General features: G+C 72.5%; 12 protein-coding genes. 3 read left to right on the forward strand and 9 right to left on the reverse strand.

Features of this window, described 5'->3' with window-relative positions:
* Positions 1-6: 6 nt before the first annotated feature.
* From MQE23_RS18100 to nocL, 9 genes are read right to left on the reverse strand one after another with little or no spacing between them, the layout of a single operon-like run.
* Positions 7-1,047 carry a lantibiotic dehydratase C-terminal domain-containing protein gene (locus tag MQE23_RS18100; protein ID WP_243379606.1) on the reverse strand — a complete coding sequence of 347 codons (1,041 nt, stop codon included), beginning with the start codon at positions 1,045-1,047 and terminating at the stop codon, positions 7-9.
* Positions 1,034-3,832 carry a lantibiotic dehydratase gene (locus tag MQE23_RS18105; protein WP_243379607.1) on the reverse strand — a complete coding sequence of 933 codons (2,799 nt, stop codon included), beginning with the start codon at positions 3,830-3,832 and terminating at the stop codon, positions 1,034-1,036. Before MQE23_RS18105 ends, MQE23_RS18100 begins: the two co-directional genes overlap by 14 nt.
* 50 nt (positions 3,833-3,882) lie before the next feature.
* Positions 3,883-5,481, reverse strand: coding sequence for a hypothetical protein (locus tag MQE23_RS18110; RefSeq protein WP_243379608.1), 1,599 nt, complete (start codon positions 5,479-5,481; stop codon positions 3,883-3,885).
* A 43-nt stretch (positions 5,482-5,524) separates the two neighbouring features.
* Positions 5,525-7,495, reverse strand: coding sequence for a TOMM precursor leader peptide-binding protein (locus tag MQE23_RS18115; protein WP_243379609.1), 1,971 nt, complete (start codon positions 7,493-7,495; stop codon positions 5,525-5,527).
* The gene (locus MQE23_RS18120) at positions 7,492-9,486 is read right to left on the reverse strand and encodes a hypothetical protein (protein WP_243379610.1); all 1,995 of its coding nucleotides are present in this window, start codon (positions 9,484-9,486) and stop codon (positions 7,492-7,494) included. The genes MQE23_RS18115 and MQE23_RS18120 overlap by 4 nt, the downstream gene beginning before the upstream one ends.
* Before the next feature lie 13 nt (positions 9,487-9,499).
* A complete protein-coding gene (locus tag MQE23_RS18125) occupies positions 9,500-10,825 on the reverse strand; it encodes an AMP-binding protein (RefSeq protein WP_243379611.1) in 1,326 nt (441 codons plus the stop codon).
* A complete protein-coding gene (locus MQE23_RS18130; protein ID WP_020274906.1) occupies positions 10,795-11,058 on the reverse strand; it encodes a hypothetical protein in 264 nt (87 codons plus the stop codon). The genes MQE23_RS18125 and MQE23_RS18130 overlap by 31 nt, the downstream gene beginning before the upstream one ends.
* Positions 11,055-11,780: an alpha/beta hydrolase gene (locus MQE23_RS18135; RefSeq protein ID WP_243379612.1), complete on the reverse strand. Its 726-nt coding sequence runs from the start codon at positions 11,778-11,780 to the stop codon at positions 11,055-11,057. Before MQE23_RS18135 ends, MQE23_RS18130 begins: the two co-directional genes overlap by 4 nt.
* Before the next feature lie 6 nt (positions 11,781-11,786).
* Positions 11,787-12,974: a 3-methyl-2-indolic acid synthase gene (gene nocL, locus MQE23_RS18140; protein ID WP_020274904.1), complete on the reverse strand. Its 1,188-nt coding sequence runs from the start codon at positions 12,972-12,974 to the stop codon at positions 11,787-11,789.
* Between the two features lie 291 nt (positions 12,975-13,265).
* On the opposite strand from nocL, the gene MQE23_RS18145 reads away from it, so the two are divergent.
* From MQE23_RS18145 to MQE23_RS18155, 3 genes are all read left to right on the forward strand, one after another.
* Positions 13,266-13,418: a thiocillin/thiostrepton family thiazolyl peptide gene (locus MQE23_RS18145; protein WP_082319995.1), complete on the forward strand. Its 153-nt coding sequence runs from the start codon at positions 13,266-13,268 to the stop codon at positions 13,416-13,418.
* Positions 13,419-13,540: 122 nt separating this feature from the next.
* The gene (locus MQE23_RS18150; protein ID WP_020274902.1) at positions 13,541-14,788 is read left to right on the forward strand and encodes a radical SAM protein; all 1,248 of its coding nucleotides are present in this window, start codon (positions 13,541-13,543) and stop codon (positions 14,786-14,788) included.
* The gene (locus MQE23_RS18155) at positions 14,785-15,915 is read left to right on the forward strand and encodes a hypothetical protein (RefSeq protein WP_243379613.1); all 1,131 of its coding nucleotides are present in this window, start codon (positions 14,785-14,787) and stop codon (positions 15,913-15,915) included. The genes MQE23_RS18150 and MQE23_RS18155 overlap by 4 nt, the downstream gene beginning before the upstream one ends.
* Positions 15,916-16,477: the final 562 nt, after the last annotated feature.

Consider the following 16,477-nt stretch of genomic DNA (forward strand, 5'->3'; position numbering starts at 1 on the left):
TCCTGTTCAGTAGTGCCCGGACGGCACTTCGGGATGCGCCGCGAGACGTGCCCTGCGGTGTTCGCGTACGCGGTCGAGCAGACCGGCCGACGGGTCGGTGCCGGCGACGTCGCTGACGACGTGGTGGCCGAGGTATCCCAGGAACGACTCCTGTTCGGGGATCAGGCCCAGCCTGTTGTTGTGCGTGTGCAGGTAGCTGAGCAGGACGATCTGCCGCCGGCGTTCCGGCGAGGCGTCGTCGCCGCCGAGCGTGACCGCGGGCAGCACGCTGCCGCTCGCGCCGTCCAGCGCCTGCCACGCCTCGTGCACGGCCCGGCCGAACGGGTCCGACGGCGCGTCCGGCGGGTGCGGCAGGCCCAGCAGCCGTGCGGCGTGCGCGGCGGTGGGGGCCCGGCGCCGGCTCAGCAGGTCCGGCCAGGTGTCGAGGAACCGGTCGAAGACGTACGGCGACCACACCAGGCAGTAGTGGGCGAAGAAGGCCGCCATGTCGGCCGGGGACAGCCGGGCGGCGCCCAGACCGCGCAGCATCATGGAGAAGGCAGTGCCGAGCCGCTTGGCGGAGGACCCGTCGATGGCGCGCAGCGCGGCCAGCGCCACCGCGCTGCTGCGGTCGAAGAACCGCTCGGCGATGGCGACGCCGTCCTCTCCCCCGTACTTGCCGTACTCCGGCGTGTACGGGACCCGGTGGATGGAGTCCGGCGGGCGCAGCTCGTCGGGCGTCTCCGACTCCAGCGCCGCCATGGTGGCCTGGGCGTCCCGGAACTCCTCGGCGGTGGGACCGGTGCCTCCGGGGAACTCGGCCAGGTGGGCGGCGAGCCGGCCGGCCACCTCGCGTACGTGCCGCTCCCCGGACTCGGGGTCGGGCCCGGCGAGACGCAGTCGCAGGCGGATGTGGTGGCCGCCCTGCCAGTAGCGGAGGAAGAAGGAGCGCTCCAGGACCCCCGAGTCGTACAGCGGGGCGACGGCCGGGGCCACCGCGTCCACCAGGAAGGCGTCCTGCTCGGTGTAGCGGTGGATGTGCAGGCCGTACCACTCAGTCGTTGACATCGTCGTCCCCTCGGGTGTGCGGGTCCGCGTCGGCCGCCGAGGGTCCGAGGGTGAGCTCGACGAAGAACTCCTCGGCGCCGGTGGGGCGGCCGTCCCGTCCGTCGTAGTCCTCGGCGTGCGGCAGGCATTCGTGGAAGGTGACCGTGGCCCCGTCGCCGGCCTCCGCGAGCTGCCGGGCCAGGATCTGGAGCAGGAAGGGGTTGCGGGCGTCGAGGTAGTGCGGTTTGTGCAGCCTGGCCGTGCGCGCTTCGAGAGCCCACCGCCTGGTCTCCGCCAGCAGGTCGTGCTCGCCCGGCGCGACGGCCGGTGCCGCGGTGATGCGGAAGAAGGTGTGCCGGGGTATGCCCCGGTCCCGGCGCCAGCGGTCGAACGCGGCGAGGGCGCCGGCCTCCTGGCGTTCCAGACCCTCCCCGGCCGGAACGGCATCGGTGGGACACCGCCACGACGCGCGGTCGAGCACCATGTCCCCGAGGAGTACGCGCGGCCGCGTCCGCTCGGCCGTCGGTGCGCCGGTGTGCCCGGCGGCCCGTCCCGCGAGGGCGTCGGCCCGGTCCAGCTGGTCCCACAGCCCGCCCCGGTATGTACGCGTGGGGGCGAACGCGCACAGCAGCCGGTAGAGGGCGGGCGCCGCCGCGGGGTAGAGGAAGTTGAGCGGTACGAGGTCCAGCGGCTGCCCGTCCCGGACGCTGACCAGCGTCAGCACGCGCCGCGCCGGATCGGGCCGGACGACGAGGTCCGCGAGGGTGAGCGTGTGGTCGCGGTCGGCGGCGGTGTGCGGGACGGAGCCGGGGTAGACGAGTTCGTACGGGCTGAGGCGTGGGTGCAGGTTGAAGTTGAGGCCGAGCACCGCCGTGATGTCGCACTGCCGGGGTGTCGTCTCGGCGATCCGGTCGCGCAGAGCCTCGGTGAGGCTCCAGGTGTCCGGCCGGTCCGGCTCCAGCAGTTCGCAGAAGCGGGAGAAGAACACGCCGTGTCCGGTGGTGACGCCGTTGACGACGGCGATCCGCCGGCCGGGGTCGGCGGCGAACTGCACGCGGTAGGCGGCGGACCGCCAGGGGGCCAGGGCCGGGGGCAGCCGGTCCGCGAACGCGCGCAACCGGTCCGGGTCGAGGCGGAGTTCGGTACGTGCTTCGGTACGCGGTCCGGTACGCAGTTCGGTACGCAGCAGATCAGCGAACTCCCGGCGCAGCCGGCGGATGTCGTCGCAGTGCGGATCGCCGAGGCCGCCGGCGACCGCGCTCGCCTCGGCCGGGGACAGCTCGGAGAAGGCCCGGTAGAACTCGGTGAACGGCACGTCGGCCGCCGGCTCCCCGTACCGGCCGGTGAAGAAGGCGTACAGGCCCGCCTTCTCGATGCTCGCGTCGTCCAGCACGGGGACGACCCGCTGGAACACCTCCAGGGCCCAGCGGTTCTCCTCCAGGAGCGCTGGCTGCCAGGTGCGGGCGGGTTCCCGGGTGCCGACGTCCTCGTACAGCGTGGAGCGCATCGCCTCGGGGGCCGGTGCCCGGCAGCCGACGGCGGCCACGAAGGCGTCGACCTGTTCCCGTACCTCGGCCAGGAGCGCGGCACGGCGCCGCGCCGTCGCGGCGGAGAAACCGTCCTCGATGGCCTGGAGGCGCTCGAAGACCACGGCGCAACCGCCCGCCTGGTCGGTGCCCAGTCCGCGCAGCCGCTGGGCGATGGCCTGAGCCGGACGCGGGTGCTGGTCCGGCAGCCCGAGTCCACGGTGGCAGATACCGGCCCGGACGAGCTGGTCCAGGGCCTTGGCCGCGGCCTGCGGGGCCAGTCCGGCCGCCACCAGCCTGTCGCGGACGTACCGTTCGGGCCGTTCGCCGTCCGCGAGCAGCTGCCGCAGCAGGTGCAGCAAGGCGGTGTCGCGGGCGCTGACGACGCGCGAGGTGCCGTACGCGGCCTCCTCGGCGCCGTCGGGGGCGCGCTGGACGCAGAACACCCGGTCGCCCCGCGCGGTCAGCGAGTTGTTGAGCCGGATGCGCATGAGCTCGTCGGCGCGGTCGAGCCGGTGCAGTTCGTACGCCATCCAGGAGAGCAGGCCGGCGCTGAGCCGCGCCTGCACGGGCCGTCCCTTCGGCGCGGGCTCCGGCTGGTGCTCGGTGGTGCCCGGTTGCCACGGGGCGGCGCCGATCTCGGTGAAGGACGCGAACGGCGAGGGCTTGAAGACGACCCGGTACGCGAAGCTGGTCAGGGTGTTCTCGACGCGGCGTCTCCGGCTGGGCTTGCGGCGAGGTGAGAACGGATCGGCGGCGTAGTCGAGCACGGTCCGCCAGGTGCGCTCGTCCGACAGCTGGAGCCCTCGCTGGAAGTCCTCCTGGTGGGCGGTGTCCGCCAGGACACGGCGGCCCGCGTCCAGTTCGGCGGCGAGCGCGGCCTCCGCCTCCCGCATCAGCCGCGTGCCGTCGGCGCGGTGCCGCAGCCATGCCTCCAGCAGCTCGCGCGGCTCGTCCTCCAGGAGCCGGACGGCGTCCGGGGCGTCGGGGAGGCGGTCGTTGTGGATGGCACGACGCAGCCCCAGGATCTCGTGCCGCTCCTCGGTGGCCAGCGCCGGTACGGCTTCGTACAGCGCGTCCTCCAGCCGGTCGCGCAGCTCCTCGCGGCGAGCCCTCGCGCGCTCGGCCTCCGCCAGGAGCGGCCACGTCCGGCTCGGTGCCAGCCCTTCCAGCGCGGGCAGGCCGAGCGTGCCGCGGCGGAAGAGGTAGTACGGGCTGAATCCGGCCGCCTGCTGTGCCCGGTCGCGTGCCGTGACGTCCTGCGCTGAGCTGCGCAGCACTGCTGCGTCCCGCGCTGCTGCGTGATGTGGCGTGTCATGGTCGGTCGTCGTCACCGCGGAATCACCGCAATCTCCCAGTTCGGATCGGAGCGCAACGCCCCCACGCAGACCTGCGCCTGTGTGCCGCTGCCGCTGTCTTCGAGGCCGTAGGCCCGGTCCATCGCCGTCACGTCGAACCCGAGCACGGCGTGCCCGCTGAGGTCCTCCGCCGCGGCCGCCGCGCAGAGCGTCACGCCCTCGACCGCCGCGCCGACGGCCAGTTGCTGCTCGCGGTAGGGCCGCGCCCCCACCGCGCCGCGCCAGTCGAGCGGGGTCACCACGTGCACCGTGAAGGCGGCCAGCTCGGCGTTGAAGGAGGCCGCGAACAGAGCCTCCTGGACCCGCCGCGCACAGTCCGGGTCGGCTCCCGCGCCGACCGGCAGCAGGGCGTGCGGACCCGCCAGGTAGCGGTACCAGCCCGGGGCGACACCGTGGACGCGGTGCACCGCGCAGTACAGCGCCGTCTCCGCCGCTCGCGCGCCGAGTCCGTCGGGACAGTCGCGTGCCAGCTCGCGCAGCCCCTCGGCGGTGTGGTGCAGCACGGTCGCGAGCCGCTCTCCGGTCACCTCGGAACCGGTGAACAGCCGCCCGCGCGAGGCGCGCCGGGCGAGCACGGGCGCGGCCAGCAGGTCGGGTCGGTGCGGTGCGGGCAGGCCGAGGGTCACGTCATCGGCCGGGACGGTGGGGGGAGAACTCGGCGGGCGTGGCGGCGTCCGGCCTGGGGCGCGAGCGGCCCGCTGGAGCGCGTCGAAACGGACGGAGCGCTTGATCACACGCGAGCGCTCCAGTACGGCGGGCACGGGTCCGGGGGCGGCAGCCGGCGTGGCGCCTTTGCCGGTGCCCGTGACCGGGTGGCCGAGGCCGATGACCGTGAGGACGTTCTCCACCGTCTCGTCCAGGCCCAGGCAGGCGTGCAGCGCCGTGTCGTCGAACGCCGAGCGCACATCGGCGTGTCCGAAGGCGGCGCGGGCCAGCCGTACGGCCCGTCCCACCGCCACACCGGCGTCGACCGCACCCAGCCGGGCGGAGAAGTCGCCGTACTTGTAGAAGTTCTTCCAGAAGCGGCTGGTGATCACGAGCAGCGCGGGCGGGAGGGGCTCGTGGGCGGACATGCCCAGGGCCGTACGGACGGCCCGGACCGTCCCGCGGCCCCGCACGCGGGTCAGCTCATGCCGGTAGGGGTCGTAGTGGCATCCCAGGTCCTCGCCGGTGAGGACGGTGTACGCCTCCGTCGGGTACATCGACCCGCCCGACGGGATCGGACGGCGCAGCTGCACGCTGGAGCCCCGGTGCGGCCGCGGGTCGGACGGGGTGGCGTGCACTCCGCCCGCCGGGTCGGCGCGCACCCGGCTGATCGCGAAGGCGTCGTACAGCAGCCGGTGCAGGGCGGCGAGGTGCGGGGCGCCGTCCGGCCCCAGCCGCAGCCGGCGTCCGCCGGTGTAGACCTTGACCGGCCACGGCCCGTCGTGCCAGTCGACCCGCCAGTCCTCCGGGTTGGCCGTCCGGGGGTCGAGCCGGAGCCCGGAGGTGTAGGCGTACGCCTCGTCCGCCGTGAGGGCAGCCGGTGCGCCGGTCGCCGTGCCGGTCGCGGGTGTGCGCGGCTCGTTCATCACTGTGTGCTCTCCCTTCCGGAGCCTGCCGGTCCGATGCGCGTCACGGGAACGGGTGCGGGACGGAGCCGATCTCGTGCTCCGGCGCGAGCCTGCTGCGGTAGGGCAGCCCCGTTCCCTCCGTGAGCCGGGGCAGGCCCCGGGTGCGCCGGTTGCGGTGGCCGAAGGTCATCGGGATCAGCCCCGGGACCAGGACCCGTACGCAGCTCAGCCTGTTGCGCCCCAGCTCGGGCATGGTCTGGTCGACGACCAGCACGTCCAGGCCGCGGTCGAGGATCCCGGACACGGCGGTGAACAGATCCGCCCTCAGATCGGGCGCGTCGGAGCGGAGCGTCTTCGGCACCCGGGCCAGCGGCACCGGACCGGGGCCCTGTCCGCCGTCGTCCCGGTCGAGGAGGAACGAGAACCGTTCGCGTGCCTCGGGCAGGGCCCCCACCGTGGAGTGGTCCTCCATGCGCCGTATCAGGTACGGGTCGTCGAGCATGCGCAGGGCCTCGGGCCGGCGGCGCTCGTAGGCGTCGCGGGTGGCGAGGATCGTGCCGACGAGCTCCTGCAACCCGCCCGCGACCGCCTGTACGGGATCGGGGTGGGAGCCGCAGCCCGCGAAGATCCGTGGGCCTGCGGCGTCCTCGTTCTCGGCCGTCAGGACGAGGGCGGGGATGCCGTACTCCATCGTGGCGTCGAAGCAGCGGAACCCGAACCCGGTGAACAGCCGGGCCTTGGCGAGCAGATGGTCCAGGGTTCGGTCGGCGCCTTCCATGGAGACCTCGGGGAGATCCAGTTCGCGGTACCAGGTGAGCAGGAAGGCGTCCCGCTCGGCCAGCTCACGCAGGCCGTGCAGGACCGCCTCCTCCACCGAGTTGCCCAGCGCGCAGCCGTTGGAGGTGTCGTAGAAGAACGAGACCTCGTCGTCGTGGCGCGGTCCCCAGAACGCCGCCCGCTCCGGTACGAGGACGCGGTCGTCCCTGCGGAAGGAGTACGCCCAGACCCAGTCGACCTCGGTGTCCGGGTCGAAAGGGCGGTAGCGGAACCCTTCCGACCGGTAGCTCTCCTCGGGGTGCGTGCCCAGGTCCGGCGGGTACAGCGCGCGGTCCGCGATGTCCGCGTACCGCGCCCGTACGGGCGGTGCGGCGCCGCCGCGGTGGAGGCCGGCGTACCGCTCCAGCCCTTCCAGTACGGCGATGGTGCGGCTCGTCCGGTAGTCGGCGGCCCGGCCGATGGCGGGTTCGCGGCGGCCCCAGCGGGCCGGCAGCTCCACCGAGCAGGCGCCGAAGGGGCTCTGCAGGTCCTGGCGGAGTTCCTTGAACAGGCCGAGCCCGGGATAGAGGTAGTCGCGGCGTACGGTCTCCTGGTCCACCTCGCGCGTACGCAGCACGGACGGGGTGATCTTGGTGAGCGGTACGTCGCGCGGGGTGAGGGCGGGTGCCGTGTCCCCGCGCAGCACACCGCAGCTCGGACAGGCGGAGTCGGCGAGGAGGGTCTGTTCCTCGACCGTCCCGGTGGCGCCGTCCACCACGACGACCCTCCCGCCGGGGTCCGGGCGCCGCCGGGCGAGGCAGGCCCGGACGTGGTGCTCGACCAGGCGCAGCACGCCCGGCCCCCACACGCGGACCTCGGGCCCGTGCGACCAGGACTCGGCGAAGTCGTCGCCCACCAGGTCGGGGCCGAACGGGGAGTTCGCGGTCCGGGTCACCAGACAGTTGGGGCAGCAGCCCTGCGAGCCGGGAACCCACATCGGTCCCAGGTAGGCCAGCGACCGCCAGGTGCCGACGAACAGGAGCGGACCGCCCGTCACCAGGCAGTCCACCACGGTGTCCTGGAAGTCACCGATCCCGTCGAGTTCGGCCACCAGCACCGTCGTCGCGGGTGCCGCGCCGTGCGCCGCCCCCAGTGCCATGCCCTGTGCCGCCCCCTGTGCCGTACGGTGACCGGCTTCGCCGGCGGCGAACCGTTCGGCCAGGTGGTCGGCGAGCACTCCCCTGCCGACGACGGCCGGTGCGGTCACCGGGCTCATGCGGGCACCTCCGGCGACGGTACGGCGACGACATGGGGGCCGCCGGAGCCGAGGAACGGCAGCATGGCGGTGAACTCCAGGGCACCGTCGGGTCCGGGTTCGCGCAGCGTGTCGGTCCAGGTCGCGACGGGCGGGGCGAGGAACGCCACCACTTCCCGGTCGTCCGCCCCGGCGGTGCCGCCCGCGCCCGTGGCGGCGTGCCGTGCGACGGCCCGGGCCAGGGCGTGCCCGACCGCCTGGTCGCGGTGGGTACCCACGCCGGTGACGGTGGCTCCGCTTCCGGTACGGACGTGCGCGCGGACGACACCGTGGGGCAGCGTCTCCACCGCCGTCGCCTTCCACGGGTCGCCCTCCACGGTCAGCGCCCCGGCGAGGAACCGTGACTCCGGCCCGCCGACGTCCGAGCCGCCGGGAGCCGGTGCCCAGTCCAGGACGCCGGCCGGCGCGGCGAGCGCGGCGTTCAGACGGGCCCTGCAGTGTGCCTCGGCGGACGACCATCCGGCGCCGAACCGGTAGCCCTGGCCCGGAGCGGCCGCGCCGGCAGCGGCGGCCGCGGCGAGCCCGTTCTCCCGGGCGACCCGTTCGGCCAGCCACTCCAACGCGAACAGCACGGCCTGGTTGCGGGCCTCGCGGGGAGCCAGCGCCCGGCACACCACCCGCAGGCCGCCGGGGTCGGCGGCGTCGCGCGCCGGGTCGGCGATCCGGCAGGCGCTCGCCGACAGCGGCAGCTGACCGAGATCGTCCTCGCCGAGGGCGAGCAGCGGGCCGGTGAGCGGGTCGGTGAGGCGTGCGCTCACGGCGACGATGCGGTCCGAGACCTCGACCCGGGTCGGCGGGTCCTCCGGGGCGGGTATGTCGGGCCGTACCGCGTCCTCCGGCGTCACCACCCGGGGCGAGGCGTCCGCCGGCACGGGCCGCAGCGGTGGATGGTGGGGGCAGCACGGGTGGCGCGCCACGGAGTGGTTGCGTACGACCGGGGCGAGCGGTTCCACCGTGGTCACCGGTTTCCCGTCGAGCGGTGTCCCGTCGACGGGCTCGACTCCGGCCAGGAGGACGAAGGTGTGCTCCGCCAACCGCAGGGCGCCGACGGCCGACGGTGCGACGGCCGGTTCCAGTCCCTCGGTCTCCCCGACAGCCCTGCCCGCCACGGAGCGGTGGACGCACTCCCAGCACCAGGGCGTGTCCCGGCCGGGTGCCACGGCGGTCACGAAGTCACCGCACCCGGCCAGCACGCCGACGGCGGCACCACCCGCCCACAGCGCGCGCTGCGCCCGGGCCAGCCCGGCCGCGTCCGCATAGTCGTAGGCCAGCAGGACCACGTCGGCCCCGGCCACTGTGGGATGGTCCGCGACGGCGGCCGGGTCGGCCGGGCCGAGGCCGTCGTGCAGGCGCCAGCGCGCGCCGGGATCCGCCGCGGCCGTGTCGGCCAGCAGCGGCTCCAGACCGGGGTCGCCGTCGGCCAGGACGTCCACCCGGGCGATGCCGAAGTCGCGGAGCGCGTCGAGGAGGGCGCGCAGCGCCGTACCCCGCCCGGCGCACACCACGCGGCCGGTGCGGACCCGCTGGAGCCGGGTGACCGGCCGGTCGGCGTGGTGCTCCAGGAAGGCGAGGTGGGTGGCGTACCGCTCGCGCATCCACGCGGGGACCGGTTCAGCCGGGTGCGAGACCTCCTTGATGAGGCCGTTGCGCAGCAGCGCGTTGACCACGCTGAGCACCGAGCGACGGGCCCGTTCCGGGACGTTGCCGTAGATGTCCAGCAGGGTGCGTTCGCCGTCCAGGCCCGCGAAGAGGGAGCTGACCAGCTCGTACGCCCCCTGACCGCGTACGGAGAAGGAGCCGGTGTTGTTGCCCAGCCATACGCCGTCCTGCTGGCGTACGTAGAAGGCGTCGGCGCGGACGCGGAAGGTCCTGTTCAGCCCCGGGTCGGCGGCCGCGGCCGGACCGGGCGTCGTCGCGGTGCGCGTCGTGTCGGTTGCCTCGTCTGGTGCCATGCCTGATGCCATGTCAGAGCTTTCCGTGCGTGCTGTAGGCGGATGCGGCCTCGCGCTCGGACGCGCAGGTGATACGGGCGGGCCGGCTCCGTTCCGGGAGGGCGGCGCAGTGCTCCCGCACCGTGTGCGCGTCGACGCTGCCGACGACCTTGGCGGTCAGGAACTCCAGGCCGGTGGACGCGCGTTCGACGGTGACCCGTACATCGCTGACGCCGGTGAGGTCGAGGACGTGGCGCTCGATCTCGCGCGGGTAGACCAGGACGCCGGCCAGCTTCTCGCCACCGTCGACGCGCCCTTCCAGGCAGAGGTTGCCGTCGGCGTCGAACCGGGCGTAGTCGGTGCCGGTGGCGTGGCCGGGCGGGCTGGCGACCGGGTCCGTACCCGGACGCCACAGGTGATGGCAGCGGCCCGGCCCGTCCACGGCGAGGGCTCCGATGCCGCGCTGGTCGGCGTCCCGCACCCAGACGGCCTTGCCGGGCACCGGGCGGCCGACGTGCCGGTTGTGTCCGGGGTCGTGGTCGAGAGCGATGGCGCCGGTCTCCGCGGTGCCGTACAGGTTGCTGACGGCCACGCCGGTGAACCGCTCCCTGATGAGGTCCACCCGGGGGGCGCTCAGATGCCCGCCGCCGAGGAACAGGGCGACGGAGCTCAGGTCGACGGCGGACTCCTCGGTCAGGCAGGCGGCGGCGGCCAGGGCCGGCACGCCGAGCGCCAGCACGCGCCGGCCGGCCGCCAGCTCGTACAGCGGCCTCCAGTCGTGCGCCGGGAAGACGAGCAGGTCGCGGCGGAAGTACAGGGCGGGCAGCACGGACATGAAGAAGGCGGCCGAGAAGCCCAGGGGCAGGCACGTCGCGAGGGCCTCGGGCGGGCCGCCGGGAAAGACGTCCCCGTACATCGCGGCCTCGCAGTGCAGGGCGATGAGCTCCCACTCGTCCGCGTAGCCGATCGCCGCCTTGGGCCGGCCGGAGCTGCCGGAAGTGCACACGCCCCACAGCGGGCGGTGGTCCTCGCGGGGCAGCGGCAGCTCACCGTCCGCCACCTCGAACAGGGCCGGCGCGACCTGCCGGTGGGGCACGCCGAGGGTCACCGGGGACGCCCACAGCAGCACCGTGCCGGCGACGGTGGCCACGGCGAACAGGGAGGCCAGCGACTCCGGCCCGGCGGCCGGGTCCACGGCGTACGTCGCTCCGGGGCGGACCTCCGACGACCGTTCACGGCCGCGAGCCAGCAGGGCGTCCCAGGTGACGAACGCGTCGTCCCACCGCACTCCGGTGGGCGGCGTCCCGGCGGCGGTGTGCTGCCGGCCCGTCAGGAACCGGAGGAACGCCGGACGGCCCATGTCACCCACCCTTCGATGGTCTTCGGGGCGTCGGCGGGTCCGGGGACGGCGCCCGCTTCCGGGATGCGCTTGGTGAAGTACGCCCTCACCACGACGTTTTCGAGCGAGTCGAGCTGCCGGTGCGGGTCGCTCTCCTGAAGGAGGGCGGTGAGTCCGGCGCGCAGCTCCGACTCCGTTTCCGTTCCCGGCCCCGTTCCCGACTTCGTCCCTGGCGGTGGTGTCGCTGCTGTCACGCGTTGTCCCTCTCGCTCGTCTGCCAGAAGGCCTCCACGGCCTCGTTGAACTCCTCCGGCCTGTCGTGGCAGACCAGGTGCCCGGCTCCCTCGACGACCCGCCCGCGCACTCGCCCGCCCAGGCCGTCGGCGCGCTCCGCCGCGGCCTTCTCGGCCGACTTCAGCGAGCCGTTGAGGATGAACACGGGGACGCGCAGGGAGGCGAGGTCCTCCGAGCGCACGAGCACCGTCCGCTCGAAGTCCCGGCCGCAGTGCCCCGTGACCGCGGCGAGCGTCTGCTTCCAGCGCCCGGTGTGCAGCCGCTCGTACTCGGCCGCCAGAGCCGGCTGCTCCGCGGCCAGCCGGTCGAACCCCGCGATGAGTGAGAGGAAGGCCTCCCTGCCGGCATCCGGGGCGAAGCCGGTGAGGACCAGGGAGGAGACCAGGTCGGGCCGGGTGGCCGCGCAGCGGAAGGCGAGCGGACCGCCCAGGTACGAGGCGCCGACGAGCCGTCCCCGGCCGAAACCGTCCACAAGCGTGACGAGGTGACGCAGAGCCCCGTCGAAGTAGTCCTCCTCCGCGTCCCGTGGGCAGCGGCCGTGTCCTGGCAGGTCCACCGGGATCACCCGGTAGCGGTCGCGCCACGCCCCGATCTGCCGGCTGAAGTGGGCGTAGCCCGTACCGAGCAGGCCGTGCACCAGGTAGACGGTCGGTTTCCCGCCGGTCGCGGTCTCCTCCGCCATGGGACGTCAGCCCGCCGTGGGAGCCGACGAGGACGGGTCCACGAAGTGTTCGACCGGGCGTCCCCCCGCTTCGATACGGCTCAGGATGTGTCGTGGCCTGCGCAGGTCCGCCACCAGGAACTGCGAGCTGGCCTCGTCGTTACGGGCGCGGGAGTCCGGTCGGTAGGGGGCGACGTCGGGGCTGCCGGGCGAGATCACCCCGGCCAGGCCCATCGCCACGTCCTGGAACTCCTGCGGTTCCCGGGTGGTGAGGACCAGCCGCTGCTCGGGGCAGGTGAAGGCGACCGCCGACATCATCCGCAGGTAGTCGTCGTCGTTGACCCGGGTGGTGTCCCGTGACGTCATCGCGGGGCGCATCCGGGGCACCGACAGGTCGACGACCGCACCCCGGGCCCGCAGGTGCGCGCCGTGGGAGACCAGGCTGACGATCTCGGCGGAGAGGTCGTCGTGCAGGCCCACCAGCACGCCGGGGTTGACGTACCGGAAGCCCGCGTCGAGCCAGCGGTCGAAGGAGACCACCCGGCGGTCGAAGTTCGCCTTGGGGACCTGGGCGGAGGTCTGGCCCATGAACCGGCCGTAGGTCTCCTTGTCGTAGCTCTCCTGGAAGACGCACATGGTGACCGGTTCCTCGTGGCCGATCCACTCGCCGAGGACGTCGATCTCGTCCGGCTCCATGCTGCCGATGTTGAAGTAGACCCGCTCGTAGCCCATGTCGAGGGCGGTGCGGATGGCCCAGCCGATCCGGAAGGCCGAGCTGAGCCGGGTGTGCTTGTCCTCGTACTCGCCGGTGAGGAAGCCGACTCCGCGGACGCCCTCGTGGTGGTAGAGGATCTCCAGCTGTGCGGTGATCTCCTTGCGGCCGGAGAACTTGCGGTCGAGGCGGAGGTTGCCCTTCCGCATGGAGCACATCTTGCACTCGGAGTCGCAGTAGTTGGTCGTGTAGAGCGGCACGAAGGTGTGCAGGCGGGGCGTGCGGGCGGCGCACCGGGCCTCGGCGGCGGCCTTCAGCTCCTCGGTGCTGATCGACCGGTCCTCCCACAGCGCCAGGGCCATCGCCTCCCTGGACCAGGCCGGCTCCTCGCTCTCCGGAAGCGCCAGAACGGCATGGGTGTCGACCTTGGCGGCCTCGCGTCGTACGTCCTCCAGTTCCGGGAGCGTGAAGTCGCCGGCAACTGCTTCTGGGCTCTGCGTCATACGAAGATCTCCCTGCGGTGGACTCCGGAAGAGACGCTGAATTTATATCTGCCGCAAAGCAGCGGGAACAAGGAAGAGGAAAACCAGAACCCCGACTCCATGACGAAAACACACCAGCAGTACAGCAGCGGTTGAGCGCGGCTTTAGCGGTGATTTAGCGGCAACACAGCGAGAAGGCAGCGGGAAAATTGAATATCTTGTTCCTTGACGCCGACAAACCAACCCGCATAGCCTCCGAGTCGTGCGCAAAAATTGCGCTCTACATTTCACCGGAAACGAAAGGAGCCTCCAGTGGACGCTGTGCACCTGTCCGAGCTGGACGTCGACGCCCTTGAGATCTCCGAGTTCCTGGACGACAGCCGCCTCGAGGACAGCGAGGTCGTGGCCAAGGTCATGTCGGCCTCCTGCACCACCTGTGAGTGCTGCTGCTCCTGCTCCTCCTGACGCGGTGCGCCAGGTCGGGTGAGCCAGCGGCACAGTGATGTGCCGACCGGTGCCCCGGGCCGAATCTCCGGCCCGGGGCACCGCTGCAAGTCCTCAGCAGCGTCAGCATCGAAAGGAATCCCATGGGCGGCCTGGAGACACGACTACTGGACACTCAACTCGCGGAACTCCCCTCCAGCTCTCCGCAGCGGAACCTGCTGATGCTCTATGTGCACGTACCTTTCTGCCATTCCAAGTGCACCTTCTGCGACTGGGTCCAGGCGATTCCCACCAAGGACCTCCTCCGCAAGCCGGATGATTCGGTACGGCAGAAATACATCACCGCACTGTGCAAGGAAATAGAGGTACGCGGTGCGGCCCACCGGTCTGCCGGGGACATTCCGTACGTCATTTACTGGGGCGGCGGTACGGCGAGCAGCCTGGACGAGCGCGAGGCGACCGCCGTCATGGAGGCGCTGCGCACCTCCTTCGACCTGAGCGAGGTCGCCGAGGCCACCATCGAGTGCAGCCCCGACACTGTGGACGCGAGGAAGCTGGCGTTCTTCCGCGGCCTGGGCTTCAACCGGGTGTCCAGCGGAGTGCAGTCCTTCGACGACACCCGGCTGCGCCGCCTCGGTCGTCGGCACACCGCCGCGCAGGCCACCCGTATCGTCCACGCCGCCCGCGAGGCCGGCTTCGAGGACGTGTCCATCGACCTCATGTCCGGCTTTCCGGACCAGGAGGCCGACGAGCTGGCCCGGACCGTCGACAAGGCCCTGGAACTGCCCGTCAACCACTTGTCGCTCTATTCGTTCCGGCCGACACCGGGCACCTTCATGCGCCGCCGGATGGAGACCTCCGAGCGGCGGGACTATCTGCGGCGTCAGCAGGTCCTGTTCGCCCGCGCCCGCCGGGCCATCGACGCCTCCGGGCTCACCGAATACGCCAACGGTTACTTCGGCAAGGTGTCGCCGTTCGCGGCCATGTACTTCCAGCTGCGAGCCGACACCGTGGGCCTCGGCTCGGGCGCGATCTCCTTGGTCAACCAGCAGTTCCAGTCCCATGCGAAGGGCCTGCTGCACCCCTACATCGCCGATCCGCTCGGCTTCGACATCGATGTGCCCGCCGGGCAGGACCGGGTACTGGTCTCGCTCCTCCAGGCGGGCCTCGCGATGTTCGATGGCGTACCGAGGAAGGACTGGTCCTACCGGACCGGCACGGACCTGGCCGAAGTCCTCACCCGGCCCGCCATCGCCCCGCTCGCCGACTTCCTCCGGGGCCGCGGCCTGATCGAGGACGACCGGGGCATCCGGCTGCCGCGCCGGCAGGCCGGTCTCACCCTGATCGAGCTCGCCTTCGAGATGGCGATGTCCCAGCCGGAACTCGTATGACGGCGCCCACGCCCCGGACAGACGCCGGGAGCACCGCTCACCATCGGCAATGGCTGGAGATCGCGCTGACGGCGCCACCCGGTACCGCCGACCTGCTGCTGGCCGGGATCGTGCGACCGCTGCTCACCGAGCCCCCGGCCACGGACGCGCCGACACCGGCATTCTTCGTACGCGGTACCGGTCCGGCGCAGCCCACCCTGTCCGTGCAGCTGGCCCTGGGGCCGGAGGACGGCGAGGCCGCGCGCGAGTACGCCGCACGAGCACGGGAGCTGGCGGGCCGACTGGGCTCCGGAGCCGGGACCGGGGCCGGGGGCCGAGTCGGCACGGAAGTGCAGGTCGTGACGGGGCCCGCCCGGCTCGTTCCGCTCACCGGCTCCGTGTTCGACGGTCCTGCCCTGGCGCCGTTCACCCGCACGGTGCTGGCCGACCTGTGCCCGGCCCTCCTCGCGGTCGGTGCGGCCGGAGAGGCGGGCCGCCCGGCCCTGCTGGCGGCCGCCGCCGCGCTGATGGCCGCCCACCTGCGCGGCGTCAGCGCCTCGGGGGCGCCGACCGCACAGGACTACGAGCTGGGCAGGGACGGCGTGCCGCTCGGCTTCCTCAGCTACCGCTCGCACGCGGAGGCGTTCCTCGCCACCAGCCGGAATCCGCAGGCCGCGCGGTCGGCGATGAGCGAGCAGTACGCGCGGGTCGCCCCCACGCTGCTGGGCTTGGTCGACGCGGTGCTCACCCAGTGCGAGGGCCGTGGACCGGTGGTGTCCGAACCCGCCCGGCAGTGGTTCGAGGCCGTTCGCCCGGCGAAGCCCACGGCGACCGATCTGTTCCGGTCGGGTACGGAGCTGAGGCTGCTGGGGGACGAGGAGGAACAGGACGCCACCGCGCTGGACGAGAGCGCCTTCCACCGGATCGTCGGCGCGTCCGACGGGCTGCGCGACTTCCTCAACCGCGACCCGGCCTTCCTGGCCGCGCGCCTGCTGACCAGCCTGCTGTACCTGGGTCTGCACAGTGCAGGGCTGACCCTCACGGAGCGCTACTTCCTCTGCTACGCGGTGAGCCGCGCCTGTGAGGTCCTCTATGAGACGGACGCCCTGACGGTGCTCTCCGGGCTGGCCGGCGTACATCGCTTTTGAGACGGAAAATACGCCGTACGACACCGCCCGGCGGGAGTCGCGGCCGGTCGATCCGGGCGCTGTCCTCCGACCACTGCACCGAAGCGCCACCGCACGAGCATATCGCTGCATTGGCCACATATCACGTCTCATCTGCGGATTACCCCCGCGGCCACTAAACCGCGCTCCGGTGAAATCGCTTTCCCCTTGCGCCATGACCCGCTGGCCACTTTCCACGCATGACCATGAAAGATCAACTGAACTTCACGTAATGTCAGGTGTCGCAAATACGATCAAGCATCCAGTATGTGCCACAGGTCGGGGGACAGGTGCCCGTGCGGGAGCAGGCGAGAGAAAAACAGAGCGTCGGCCAGGTCCTTGGTTCCTACGGCGTGAACATCGCCGACGTGATGAATGAGTTCCTTGAGAGCTCCGCAGCCCACCGCGGCCTCCACGGCGACAAGGCCCGGCTGCGCATTCAGCGCCAAGGCAATGTGAGCTCTCCGTTCTCGTCTGTTTCTCCACCACCACGGGAAAACGTTTCCTCAGTAGTCGGCATCAACCGCATGTGTCTCACAACGGG

Origin of the sequence: Streptomyces sp. HP-A2021, assembly GCF_022807935.1 — a bacterium.
Taxonomy (GTDB): Bacteria; Actinomycetota; Actinomycetes; order Streptomycetales; family Streptomycetaceae; genus Streptomyces; species Streptomyces afghaniensis.